Annotated in this window: 10 protein-coding genes; 6 read left to right on the forward strand and 4 right to left on the reverse strand. The window is 58.3% G+C overall.

Features of this window, described 5'->3' with window-relative positions; translation table 11 throughout:
• The first annotated feature begins 54 nt into the window (after positions 1–54).
• The 5 genes from AVI_RS20505 to AVI_RS20525 are packed head-to-tail and all read left to right on the forward strand — an operon-like array spanning position 55 to position 6,934.
• Positions 55–963 carry a carbohydrate ABC transporter permease gene (locus tag AVI_RS20505; protein ID WP_012654054.1) on the forward strand — a complete coding sequence of 303 codons (909 nt, stop codon included), beginning with the start codon at positions 55–57 and terminating at the stop codon, positions 961–963.
• Entirely contained in the window at positions 963–1,814 is an 852-nt protein-coding gene (locus tag AVI_RS20510; protein WP_041698573.1) for a carbohydrate ABC transporter permease, read from the forward strand. The genes AVI_RS20505 and AVI_RS20510 overlap by 1 nt, the downstream gene beginning before the upstream one ends.
• Positions 1,811–3,916: an alpha-galactosidase gene (locus tag AVI_RS20515; protein ID WP_012654056.1), complete on the forward strand. Its 2,106-nt coding sequence runs from the start codon at positions 1,811–1,813 to the stop codon at positions 3,914–3,916. Before AVI_RS20510 ends, AVI_RS20515 begins: the two co-directional genes overlap by 4 nt.
• On the forward strand, positions 3,909–5,006 hold the full coding sequence (locus tag AVI_RS20520; protein WP_012654057.1) for an ABC transporter ATP-binding protein: 1,098 nt from the start codon (positions 3,909–3,911) through the stop codon (positions 5,004–5,006). The genes AVI_RS20515 and AVI_RS20520 overlap by 8 nt, the downstream gene beginning before the upstream one ends.
• On the forward strand, positions 5,006–6,934 hold the full coding sequence (locus AVI_RS20525) for a beta-galactosidase (protein ID WP_012654058.1): 1,929 nt from the start codon (positions 5,006–5,008) through the stop codon (positions 6,932–6,934). Before AVI_RS20520 ends, AVI_RS20525 begins: the two co-directional genes overlap by 1 nt.
• A 163-nt stretch (positions 6,935–7,097) precedes the next feature.
• Here AVI_RS20525 and AVI_RS20530 read toward each other — a convergent pair whose 3' ends face one another.
• Genes AVI_RS20530 through AVI_RS20540 form a run of 4 tightly spaced genes read right to left on the reverse strand, consistent with a single transcriptional unit; the run spans position 7,098 to position 12,115 of the window.
• Positions 7,098–7,628, reverse strand: coding sequence for a sarcosine oxidase subunit gamma (locus tag AVI_RS20530; RefSeq protein ID WP_012654059.1), 531 nt, complete (start codon positions 7,626–7,628; stop codon positions 7,098–7,100).
• Entirely contained in the window at positions 7,621–10,584 is a 2,964-nt protein-coding gene (locus AVI_RS20535) for a sarcosine oxidase subunit alpha (protein ID WP_012654060.1), read from the reverse strand. Before AVI_RS20535 ends, AVI_RS20530 begins: the two co-directional genes overlap by 8 nt.
• On the reverse strand, positions 10,581–10,853 hold the full coding sequence (locus AVI_RS29735; RefSeq protein ID WP_012654061.1) for a sarcosine oxidase subunit delta: 273 nt from the start codon (positions 10,851–10,853) through the stop codon (positions 10,581–10,583). Before AVI_RS29735 ends, AVI_RS20535 begins: the two co-directional genes overlap by 4 nt.
• Positions 10,854–10,864: 11 nt before the next feature.
• A complete protein-coding gene (locus AVI_RS20540) occupies positions 10,865–12,115 on the reverse strand; it encodes a sarcosine oxidase subunit beta family protein (RefSeq protein WP_012654062.1) in 1,251 nt (416 codons plus the stop codon).
• Between the two features lie 128 nt (positions 12,116–12,243).
• On the opposite strand from AVI_RS20540, the gene AVI_RS20545 reads away from it, so the two are divergent.
• Entirely contained in the window at positions 12,244–13,197 is a 954-nt protein-coding gene (locus AVI_RS20545; RefSeq protein ID WP_012654063.1) for a GlxA family transcriptional regulator, read from the forward strand.
• Positions 13,198–13,199: the final 2 nt, after the last annotated feature.

Genomic DNA, 13,199 nt, shown 5'->3' on the forward strand with positions numbered 1-13,199 from the left:
AACGGCTAGGATGCTTCGCTATCCCTCAGCCCTTGCATTAACGGAGGTGCTGCCGTGAGCACTGCTGCTCCTGTTTCATCCGGATTTTGGAAACGTCACCAGCAACGCATTGCCCCCTGGCTGTTTTTAGCGCCCGGATTGGTGATGTTCGTCATCTATGTCGTTTTACCGATTTTCCAGTCTGTCTGGATCAGCTTTCACGATTGGGACGGTATCGGTGAAAAAGTCTGGATCGGGCTTGGAAACTATCAGGAATTGCTGGGCGACGAGGCCTTTTATACCTCGCTGCAAAACAACCTGATCTGGTTGGTGCTCTACCTTCTGGCCATTCCCGGCGGATTGGCAGTAGCACTGTTTCTCAATCAGACTGTGACCGGCATCCGGCTTTACAAATCGTTGTTTTTCTTCCCCTTCGTTATCAGCCAGGTCGTGGTCGGCCTGATGTTTACCTGGTTCTATGCACCGAATTTCGGATTGTTTTCCGTGCTGATCAAGCATCTGACCGGAATGGATTTCGCGGTTCTGGCCGACGAGCGTTTCGTTACCTATGGCATCATCGTTGCCGGTCTCTGGCCGCAGACCGCCTATTGCATGATCCTGTATCTGACCGGTCTCAACAATATCAATCCTGAGCAGGTGGAAGCCGCCCGCATGGATGGGGCCAAGGGCTGGTCACTGCTCAAAAACATCATCCTGCCGCAACTGGCGCCTGCCACCTTCATCGCCATGGTCGTCACCGTCATCGGCGCGCTACGCTCCTTCGACCTGGTGTCGATCATGACGGCTGGTGGCCCTTACGGCTCCAGCCGGGTGCTGTCCTATTACATGTATGAGGAAGCGCTGTCGGAATACGGGTTCCGCATGGGTTATGGCGCGGCCATCGCCGTCGTCCTGTTCCTGATCATGATGGTGTTCATCACGCTGTTCGTCGTGCGGATGATTGGCCAGGAAAGGAATACCTGATGTTTCCGACCCCGATCCAGAAAGCTTCGCCGATTGTTCGGTATGGCTATAATCTTGTTCTGCCTGTCGCGCTGGTTCTCTGGCTGCTGCCTTTGTTGGGCGTGGCGCTGACCTCGGTGCGTCCTGCGGGCGATCTGGCCGCTGGCAATTATTTCGGCATTCCCTCCGGCTTTGCCGGTGTTGAGAACTATTCCGCGGTGTTTCAGAATTCGCCGCTGGGCTGGTACATCCTCAATTCCTTCAAGATCACCATTCCAACCGTGATCGGTGCTGTGGCGCTGTCCTGCCTGACCGGGTTTGCACTGGCGACCTATAAGTTCAAGGGCAATATCGTCCTGTTCTGCCTGTTCGTTGCTGGCAATTTCATTCCCTTCCAAATCCTCATGGTGCCGGTGCGTGACATGACGCTGAAAATGGGGCTGTATGATACGGTCACCGGCTTGGTGCTGTTTCATGTCGCTTTCCAGACCGGCTTCTGTACGCTGTTCATGCGCAATTTCATCAAGGGCCTGCCATTTGCGCTGATCGAATCCGCCCGGGTCGAGGGCGTGTCGGAATGGCGGATCTTTCGCTATATCGTGCTGCCGCTGATGCGGCCCGCCATTGCGGCGCTGTCAGTGCTGGTCTTCACCTTTGTTTGGAACGATTATTTCTGGGCCACGGTTCTCGTCCAGAGCCAGGCTGCCATGCCTGTCACGGCGGGGCTTTATTCGCTGAACGGTCAGTGGGTCGCCGCCTGGAACCTGGTTTCTGCCGGGTCGATCGTCGCGGCCTTGCCACCGGTCGCCATGTTTTTCCTGATGCAGCGGCATTTCATTGCCGGGCTGACACTTGGAGCAACCAAGGGATGAATGATATTGTAAAGATTGGCGCGGACGGGCTCGTCTTGAGCCTGCGGATGCCAGAGATCGGCATGCCGGAAATCATCGGCTTTGGTGAGACGCCTGTTGCTGACTCGGCTTTGTCCGAGGTCGAACGCTCCAGCCGTATCAACGGCATGGATGAGGCCGTGCCTTCGGCGGTGCTGCTGCCGGTGGGTGGCATGGGCTTTTTCGGCTGGCCTGCCATTTCAGGGCATCGATCCGGCCGCGACTTCATCCTGCAATTTGCCGATTGGACGGTGGAAAAGACCGGGCGGATCACGCTGCTTTGCGCTCAGGATGCCGTGGCGGGCATGGCGATCACGCTGCGTTTCGAGACTTTTCCGTCGGGCGTGATCGGTGTCTCCACCGATCTTAAGAATATCGACGGTGAGGATTACATCCTGGACCGCTGCATGGCAGCGAGCTTCCTTGCTCCTGCTGGACAGGTCGATGTGGTCAGCTTTACCGGCATGTGGGGCCGTGAATTCCAGACCTGGCGTGAGACGTTGGGAACCGGCCTCTGGGCACAGGAAAGCCGCCGGGGCCGCACCTCCCATGACCGGTTTCCGATGCTGACAATCGAAGGCGAGGGGCAGAGCTTCGGTGTAACGCTGGGCTGGAGCGGCAACCACCAGACCGTCATCGACCGGCTGGACGATGGCCGTCGCCTCGTGCATCTCGGCGAACTGTTTGAGCCGGGCGAGACGATCCTTGCGCCGGGCGAGAACTATCGCAGCCCGGTTGCCTATGCCGGTGCGGACCGGGCGGCGTTCCATGCCTTTGTTCGCAATGACCTGATGCATTGGCCTGATGGTGCGATGTCGCCGCGTCCGGTGACATTGAATACCTGGGAGGGCAATTATTTCGACCACCAGATGGGATCGCTCAAGGCGCAGGCGACCTCCGCTGCCGAACTTGGCATTGAGCGTTTCGTTCTGGATGACGGCTGGTTTGGCAAGCGGGATGACGACACGACCAGCCTTGGCGATTGGGATATCGATGCCCGCAAATATCCCGACGGCCTGTCGCCGCTGGTCGATCACGTCACCGGCCTTGGCATGCAGTTCGGCATCTGGTTCGAGCCGGAAATGATCAACCCGGTCTCCACCCTCTATGAACTGCATCCCGACTGGGTCTTGCAGGTCAAGGGGCGCCCGCTTCTTACATCGCGCAACCAGCTGGTGCTGGATCTGACACGACCGGAGGTCAGCGACTATCTATTTGAGAAGATCGACGCGGTGCTGGCCAATCATGCTGTCTCCTATGTCAAATGGGACATGAACCGCGACCTGACCCATGCAGGTGGGCGCGATGGGCGGGCGAAAATTTCAGCCCAGACCCGCGCCGTCTACGCATTGATGGACCGGGTGCGGGCAGCCCATCCGCAGGTGGAGATCGAAAGCTGTGCGTCCGGCGGTGGCCGGATTGATTATGGTGCGCTTGCCCGCACCCACCGGGTCTGGACCTCCGATTGCACTGATGCGCTGGAGCGGCTGGAAATTCAGCGCGGCGCCTCGGTTTTCGTGCCACCGGAAGTGCTTGGCAGCCATATTTCGGCCTCGCCAAACCACCAGACGGAGCGCCGCCATACGCTGGCCTTCCGGGCGCTGGTGGCACTGGCCTATCACCTTGGCGTCGAGTTGAACCCGCTGGAACTGGAAGGCGAGGAACGCGCTGAGCTGAAGACCTGGATTGCCATCCACAAGCGGCTGCGGCCTTTGCTGCATGCGCCAAGCGCCAATTTTTCCAAGGAGCCGCGCGATGGGCGCTATGTCTGGGGTGCGGCGGACAGCAAGCGCATCGCCGTCTTCGTTGCTCAAGGCCCGCAGATGGGGGGCGAACAGCCTGAGCCGCTGACCCTGCCTGATGGTGTGACCCGCATCGGCGGACGTTGGAAAATTGCCGCCACGCATCCGGCTCAGCCGAATTTCATTCGTATATCCGAAGGGCAGAAGCGCCTGTTGGCTGGCAAGGTCACGTTTGAGCTTGCAGATCTCAAGCTTGGCGGCTTGCCGCTGCCGATGCTGCGGCCGGAAAGCGCAATCCTGCTGGAACTGGAACCTGTTGAGGGAGGAGACCACCATGGCTGATGTAAGCCTGCGGGGCGTCAAGAAACAATTCGGCGCGCTGAGCGTCATCAAGGGTGTCGATCTCGACGTCAAGGACGGCGAATTCTGCGTGTTCGTCGGCCCATCCGGCTGCGGCAAATCCACCCTGCTGCGGATGATTGCCGGGTTGGAGGATATTACCTCCGGTGGGCTGACGATTGGCGGCAAGGATATGACCCGGATCGGCCCGTCTGAGCGCGGTGTTGCCATGGTTTTCCAGTCCTATGCGCTTTACCCACATATGACGGTGCGCGACAATATCGGCTTTGGTCTGAAAATGACCGGCCATCCCAAGCCGATGATTGAGGCACGGACCAAAAAAGCAGCCGAATTGCTGCAACTGGATGCGCTGATGGAGCGCAAACCGGGCCAATTATCCGGTGGTCAGCGCCAGCGTGTCGCCATTGGCCGCGCCATCGTGCGGGAACCGGAGGTCTTCCTGTTCGATGAGCCGCTGTCCAATCTGGATGCCGCCCTTCGGGTGCAGATGCGCACGGAATTGTCCAAGCTGCATCAGGATTTGAAGGCGACGATGATCTACGTCACCCATGACCAGGTGGAAGCCATGACCATGGCCGACAAGATCGTCGTGCTATCGGCTGGCCTGATCGAACAGGTCGGCACGCCGCTGGAGCTTTATCATCGCCCCAATAACCTGTTTGTCGCAGGCTTTATCGGCTCGCCGAAAATGAATGTTCTGCCTGTGACCGTCGCGCCCGCCGACGGCGGCAAAGTGGTGGTGACGCTGGCCGATGGCGCGGCAATCACGCTAGATGCGCAGGGCAAGGCAATCAGCCCGGGCAAGATGACTTTAGGCATTCGCCCCGAACATATCGATGCGACGGGCAAGGGGGACCTTGTTCTGTCGCGGCCCGTTCGGTTGGCCGAATATCTCGGCTCCGAAACGCTGTTTTTCGTCACTCTGGCCGATGGGACCGAATTATCCGTCAAGGCGGATGGACTGGCGACGGCCAAGCCGGGTGAAACCCTGTCTATCGGCATTCCCGCCGCCGCGTGTCATTTGTTTGACGAGGCCGGCAAGGCGGTGATCAACGGGGACCTGACACGATAATGCTGGGCGTTTGCTATTATCCCGAACATTGGCCGGAGAGCCAATGGCATATCGATGCGCAAAACATGCGCAAGCTTGGCATTTCCTATGTGCGCATCGGCGAATTCGCCTGGTCGCGGCTGGAGGCGAGGCGGGGTCAGTTCACCTTCGAATGGCTGGACCGGGCCATCGATATTCTGCATGAGGCGGGCCTGAAGGTGGTGCTTGGCACCCCGACCGCCACACCGCCGAAATGGCTGATGGACGAGCATCCCGACATTGCGCCCTATGATGCCGACGGGAATGTGCGCGGCTTCGGCTCGCGTCGCCATTATAGTTTTTCGAGCGAAATCTGGTGGGCCGAAAGCGCTCGAATCGTTGAAGTCATCGCCAAGCGCTACGGCACCCATCCGGGCATTGCTGGCTGGCAGACCGATAACGAATACGGCTGCCATGACACCACCGTATCTTGGGGGCCTGAAGACCTGAAGGCCTTCCGCCGCTGGTTGCGGATGCGGTATCAGACCACCGACCAGCTCAATGAGGCCTGGGGCTCGGTGTTCTGGTCGATGGAGGTCAACAGTTTTGATGAGGTCGAGCTACCCACCCGCACCGTGACCGAGCCGAACCCGGCGCAGCGGCTGGATTTCTGGCGCTTCTCCTCCGATCAGGTGGCCGCCTATGATAAAATGCAGGTGGACATCATCCGCAAGCATTCACCGGGCCGCTGGATTACCCATAACTTCATGGGTTTCATCAATGATTTCGATCATTTCCAGGTGGGCGACAATCTCGATCTCGCCAGCTGGGATAGCTATCCGATCGGCTTCGTCGAAAAATTCCCGTTTACCGAAGACGAGCGCAATCGTTGGGCGGAAACCTCCCATCCCGACATCGCGCCCTTCCACCATGATCTCTACCGCGGTGTTGGCCGTGGCCGGTTCTGGGTGATGGAGCAGCAGCCCGGTCCGGTCAATTGGGCACCGTGGAACCCGGTTCCCAAGCCCGGCATGGTCAGGCTGTGGACCTGGGAAGCGCTGGCGCATGGGGCAGAGGTGGTCAGCTATTTCCGCTGGCGCCAGGCACCGTTTGCGCAGGAGCAGATGCATGCAGGCCTCAATCTGCCGGGGCTTGATGAATGGTCGGTGGGCGGGTTGGAAGCGCATGCCGTTGCTGGCGAACTGGCAGCGCTTGGCGATCTGCCAGAGAGCGTTCAGGCACCCGTGGCGCTGGTCTATGACTATGCCAGCTATTGGGCGACAACCATCCAGCCGCAGGGCCGGGATTTCCGCTACGAGGAATTGGCGTTTCGCTGGTACGAAGCAGCCCGCCGCCTGGGGCTGGACGTGGATTTTGTGCGCCCCGGTGCTGATCTGTCCGGTTATAAACTGGTGCTCGTTCCCTGCCTGATGCAGGTGAACGAGGCGGCGCTTGCGGCCTTTAAAAACACCGATGCCGTCGTGCTGTACGGTCCGCGCACCGGTTCACGCGACGAGAAATTCCGTATTCCGGAAAACCTGCCGCCCGGTCCGCTGGCTCCTTTGACCGATACGCGCCAAACGCAAGTCGCCTCACTGCGGCCCCGTCTTGGTGATAGCGTTTCAGGCTCAGTTTCGGGCCGGGCCATCCGCTGGCGGGAATATCTGGAAACCACGGCAACCGTCATCGCCACATTCGAAAACGGCGATCCGGCCCTGACGAGCCAGAACGACCACCATTATCTGGCCTGCTGGCCCGACGAGGCTTTGCTGTCTTCAACGCTGGCGGTGCTGGCGGAAAAGGCTGGTCTCGAAACCCTTGTTTTACCAGAGCATATCCGCATCCGCCGCCGTGGCAACCTCACATTCGCCTTCAATTATGGGGCTGAGGACTGGACCATTCCGGTATCCGGCGAGTTTGTCTTAGGCGGACAAGTGCTTAAGCCGCAGCAATTGGCGGTATGGGTTTGATTTTCAGGGCTTGATTGCTGATATTGTCGAGAAAATGCGTCTCCTTTGCAAGGAGGCGCATTCTCGATGCGTCGCTCTTAGATTTTTCTGGCACGTTTACTCCTCGGAAGAAGTTTGAGCAGAACGGAGCAGACAGCGGTATCGGTTTCGATAAATTACGTCGCTATTCTTGAAACTCCCGCGCCATCCCCGCAAGCTCGTCCCAGAGGCTCTCAGCAAAGCCGCGCAACACCAGAAGCTCGAACTGGTCCTCACCCGTACGGCAGAGATTGACGGAGATGTGGCCGATCAACGTCGTCGTAGCACTACCGATTGCGAATTGATCGGGGTGAAGATCAAGCGCGGTGCCTTTTGCCAGAACGTTGCGCACTGGCGCGCCACTGATGCGGATCAGTGTGCGGCCATGGCTTTGATCGACAAGAAAGGCGGTTGGGCCAAAGGTAGCCGCAGCGTGATCGGCACTTGCATGTCCGACGGCAAACCATTGGCCGGGTCCGGCATTGCGCAGATCAAAGCCTTGCGGTGGCATTGGTGCAACATCGCCAGGCTTGCCCAGCACATGCAGAATGGTTGCGTCGAACACGGTTTCCAGCGTTAGCACACCAAACCGCTCCACCGCCTTGGTGGCGAGTGCTGGACGGCGAACAAGGTGGAAATCGGCCAGGACAGAGTCAGGCAGGGCGTTCTCAGACATGAAGCTTCTCATTGTTGGGATCAACAAAAACCGGGCTGACCAGCTTGGCGGGCGTAAACTCGTTGCGAAGACCATTCCAGACCAGCACCTCCTCACCATGGCGAGCGGCACCGCCCTTCACCAGCGCAAGGCCAATGGTGCAGCCAACATGCGGTGAGAAGCAGGATGAGGTGACATAGCCCTGATCATTCTCAAGCGTTGGATCGGCATTCTTGTTCAGAATATGCGCGCCCGTTTTGAAGCTTGTTTTAGCATCCAGAGGCACAACGCCGACCAGTTGTGGGCGATCCGGGGCCGTCAGGCCTTCGCGGTTGAGCATATGCTTGCCGATAAAATCAGGCTTTGCGGCACTGACCATTTTGCCGAAGCCGAGATCGGCAGGCACCACCGTGCCATTGATTTCATTGTGGGTCACATGGCCTTTTTCGATGCGCAGCACTGACAAGGCTTCGATGCCATAGGGCTGAATGCCATGTTCCTTGCCCGCCAGCATCACTGCATCGGCAATGCTTTCGCCAAAATCGGCAGGAACGGCCAGCTCAAACGCCAGTTCGCCTGAGAAGGAAATACGAAACAGCCGCCCCTTCAATCGACCACCCAAGAGGGACACATCCTTGGCGGCAAGATAGGGAAAGGCCTCGTTGGAAATATCCTCATCAACCAGTTTTTGCAGAATGGCGCGGGATTTTGGCCCAGCCACTGCCATTTGCGCCCACTGATCGGTCACAGACGCCAGCCGCACATCCAGCTCTGGCCAATGCACTTGGGCGCAGAATTCCAGATGGTTCATCACGCCCGCCGCATAGGCCGTGGTGGTGGTCATGAAGTAGCGGTTTTCGTCCATGCGGCTGGTGGTGCCATCGTCATAGATAAAGCCATCTTCGCGCAGCATCAGCCCATAGCGGGCCTTGCCCACGGGCAGTTTCAAAAAGGCGTTGCAATAGACACGGTTCAAGAACTCCGCCGCATCCGGCCCGCAAATCTCGATTTTGCCCAGCATGGAAACATCGCAAATCCCGGCGTTGGTCCGGACGTTTTTGACCTCGCGGTCCACGCTTTTGCGCCAGCCGTTTTCCCCGGATTGTGGGAACCATGCCGAGCGATACCACAGTCCGGTTTCCACAAAGGTGGCACCGTTCTTTGCGGCCCAATCATGCAAGGGTGATTTCCGCACCGGCTGAAAATGTTTGCCATGCGATGTGCCAGCCAGCGCGCCAAAGGACACCGGGGTGTAGAAGGGCCGAAACGTCGTGGTACCAACCTCTGCCGGAGATACGCGCCGGGCTTCCGCCAACAACCCGATGGCATTGACATTGGAGAGCTTGCCCTGATCGGTTGCCATGCCATTGGTGGTGTAGCGCTTGGCAAGCTCTACATGGCCATAGCCTTCCTGCACTGCAAGGCCGAGATCCTTGGTATGGACGTCGTTTTGGAAATCCACGAAGGCCTTGGTTTTGATGCCGGGAATGGACCAGACTGGCTTGGCTGGAGTGGGGATAATGTCACCCTCAACACTCGGCATATCCAGCGTTTGAATCGTGAAACCCAGAGCCGTCAATGCTTGTTTTGCCTGCTCAAAACCAGACGCCATTGAGGCCACAATCCCGAAGACACCAGACGCAGAACCCGCCAAAACCAGATTGTTCAAACCCTCCGGAGCCAAAAAGGCCGAATGCTCATCTGACCAACGCGGCTTACCACCCCGATGGCAAGCCAGATGAATGATCGGCGAGAAGCCGCCCGACATGGCAAGACTATCCACCTCAAGCCGTTCCAACTGCCCTTCGCGCCAGAGATCAAGCCCCTCAACGGATTTCCCGCCGTAAACATTGCTGACCAAACCACCACGCACCAATCGCGCCTTGCCCTGATAAGCGATCGTTGCATCACGGCGACTATCGATCAGGGCTGTGACTCTAACGCCTGCGGCTTCAAGGTCTGCCGCCAGTGCATAGCCGCTGTCATTGGTGGTGAAGATGGCCGTCTTCTTGCCCAGCGCGACGCCATAGTGGTTGAGATAGCGGCGCATGGCGCCTGCCATCATCACACCCGGAATATCATTGCCGCCGAACACCAGCGGGCGCTCCTCGGCACCCGTGGCCAAAATGGCTTTCTTCGTCGCAATGCGCCAAAGCCGCTCCACCGGGCGGTTGGCAGCAGGGACAGCGATGTGTTTTTGCACCCGCTCCACCGCGCCAAACACATTGCCATCATACCAGCCGAAAGCGGTGGTGCGGGCAAGGATTTGCACATTGGGCAGGCTTTGCAGCTCTGCCTGTGTGGTGGCGACAAAATCAGAGGCGGCAACACCATTAATCAATGATGTTTCAGCCAAAAGCCCGCCGCCGATTTGCGCCTGCTCATCCAGCAGAATAACCCGCGCACCGGCACGCCCGGCAGTCAGAGCCGCCATCAAGCCCGCAGCACCCGCACCAATCACCAATAGGTCACAATGCGCCCAGCATTTCTCATAGGCATCGGGATCGGCTTCATAACTTGCCTTGCCGAGGCCAGCGGCCTTGCGGATTACCGGCTCATAGAGCTTTTCCCAGAACTTTGCTGGCCACATGAAGGTTTTATAGTAGAAACCAGCGCTAAGGAACGGCGACAGCAGGCTGTTAACTGCGCCAATATCATTCTCAAGGCTTGGCCAGCGGTTTTGGCTGTTGGCTTCCAGCCCGGCGTAAAGCTCCTGCATGGTGGCGCGGGTGTTTGGCTCCGTGCGCCCACCTCGGCCAATGGTCATCAGCGCATTCGGCTCGGCGGCACCCGCCGTCAGAATGCCGCGTGGGCGGTGATATTTAAAACTGCGGCCCACCAATTGCTGGCCATTGGCCAAAAGCGCAGACGCCAGTGTATCGCCAGCAAAACCGTTCATGGCTTTGCCATCAAAGGTGAAGGCAAGCGCGGTTGTGCGATCCACCAGACCGCCGCTTTTGAGACGATAGGATGTCATGCGCTCACCCCTTTGCGTGTTGATGCATCAAAGCTTGCGGAAATTTCGTGGGTGGCGGTGTCGCGGCACACCACAATCCAGCGACGGCAACCGGAGGTGTGGTGCCAATATTCCTCATAGGCTCCACGCGGGTTATCGCGCAAGTAAACGTAATCATGCCAGACATCAGGACCAGCATCGGGCGCTGGACGTGCAAGAGCGGCACCCTTGATGGTATATTCTTCTTTGGGTCGTGGCCCGCAATGGGGGCAGGGAATAAGGCTCGCCATAATCAGAATCCTTAGTGAAGGTTCGGCTGGGCACCCTGGCCCTTTTCATCGATGATGTGGCCGCGTTCAAACCGATCCAGCCGGAAGGCACGCGCCGTTTCGTGGCTCTCGCCCTTGGCGATGAGATGGGCAAAGCAATAGCCCGAGGCAGGCGTGGCTTTGAAGCCGCCATAGCACCAGCCGGAATTGAGATAGAGATTGTCCAGATGCACCTTGTCGATAATCGGCGAGCCATCCATGCTCATGTCCATCACACCGCCCCAGCTGCGCAGTACGCGGATGCGCGACAGCGCCGGAATCATCGCCTTGCCCGCTTCCGCCACATGCTCAACGGTGGCGAGATTGCCGCGCTGGGCGTAAGAATTATAGCCATCAATATCGCCGCCAAACACCAGCCCGCCCTTATCCGATTGTGATACGTAGAAATGGCCCGCGCCAAAGGTGACGACGCAATCGATAAAGGGTTTTAGCCCCTCCGAGACAAAGGCTTGCAGCACATGGCTTTCCATCGGCAATTTCAACCCCGCCATTTCCGCCACGCCGGATGAATTGCCCGCAGCCGCCAGCGCCAGCTTGCCGCAACCGATGAAGCCACGTGTGGTTTCCACCCCCACCGCCTTACCATTTTCGCGGCGAATTCCAGTGACTTCGCAGTTTTGAAGAATGTCTACCCCGTGAGTATCCGCACCCCGAGCATAGCCCCAAGCCACGGCATCATGGCGCACCGTGCCACCGCGCCGCTGCATCAAACCGCCTTGAATGGGAAAGCGAGCATTGTCGTAATCCAGAAACGGCAGCATGGCCTTGATGGCGTCGCGGTCCAGCAATTCGGCATCCACGCCATGCAGGCGCATGGCATTGCCGCGCCTTGTATAGGCATCACGCTGGGCATCAGAATGGTAGAGATTGACCACACCGCGCTGCGACACCATGGCATTGAAATTGAAATCCTGCTCCAGCCCTTCCCATAGTTTCATGGAGAATTCGTAGAAGGGATTGTTGCCCGGCAACAGATAATTGGAGCGGATGATAGTGGTGTTGCGCCCGACATTGCCGGAACCGATATAGCCCTTTTCCACCACGGCGATGTTTTTGATGCCGAAGGTTTTGGAAAGGTAATAGGCGGTGGCCAGCCCATGGCCACCGCCGCCAACAATCACCACATCATAATGGGGCTTTGGCTCCGGCTGTCGCCAATGGGCGGCCCAGTTTTTATTGCCACGAAGACCGTTCAGAAAAATCGACAAAGCCGAATAGCGCATGATGCCCGCTCGTTTCAGGATTTGGTGGACGGGGGATGGTTGGTGACCACCGCATATTGCTTCGAAGACTAGGCCGTCACACGCAAATCACATTGCACAAAAAAGACATTTAAAGATATAAAAAGGACATGAGCGAAAACTCCAGCACCCAGACCTATGGCTTCGTCCTGACGCCGAATTTTGCGCTGATGTCCTTCTCATCCGCCACCGAGCCGCTGCGCGCCGCCAATCTGTTGGCGCAAACACCGCTTTATGCCATCAGGCCGCTTTCCCTCCGAGGACAAGCGGTGCGCTGTTCGGCAGGCTTTGATATTACCTGCGGTGATCTGGCCGCAGAAGGCCCGGCCTGCCACACGCTGTTTGTGGTAGCGGGCGGCAATCCGATAGACTGGATTCATACCAGTGACATGCACGCAACTTTGCGCAAACTCTCCCGACAAGGGGTGCGCATTGGCGGCATTTCCAGCGGGGCCTATGTTTTGGCGCAAGCGGGCCTGTTGCAGGAGCGGGATTTTACCATTCATTGGGAACACGCTCCTGCCCTTCGGGAAGCCTTTCCCGACCTTGCCCCGCGCCAAGCCCGCTACGTGCTGGATGGTGATCGGCTGACCTGCGGCGGTGGCGTTGCCCCTCTCGATATGATGCATGCTTTGATTGGCGAGCGGATGGGGCCGGAATTTGCCCGCCGAGTCAGCGATTGGTATCTGCACACGGCCGTCACAGAAGCGAGCGCGCCGCAGCGCGGCTCATCGGTGGAGCGTTTTGGCACCCATCACCCGGCACTGGTGACGGCATTGGAAAAAATGGAAGCCACATTGGAAAATCCGCTGGATCGGCAGACGATTGCGCGGCTAGTGGGCATTACGCCCCGGCATCTGGATCGGCTGTTCGCTAGCCATATGGAGGCGAGTTTTCACGACACCTATCGCCACATGCGGCTTGCCCATGCGCGCAAACTTTTGGAGCAAAGTCCGCTGTCGCTGTCAGAAATTGCCTTTGCCACCGGCTTTTCCAGCGCCTCGCATTTTTCACGGGCGTTCAAACAGCAGTTTGGCATTCAGCCAAAATCGGTTAGATCGTAAGA

The sequence above is a fragment of the Allorhizobium ampelinum S4 genome, assembly GCF_000016285.1.
GTDB lineage: Bacteria > Pseudomonadota > Alphaproteobacteria > Rhizobiales > Rhizobiaceae > Allorhizobium > Allorhizobium ampelinum.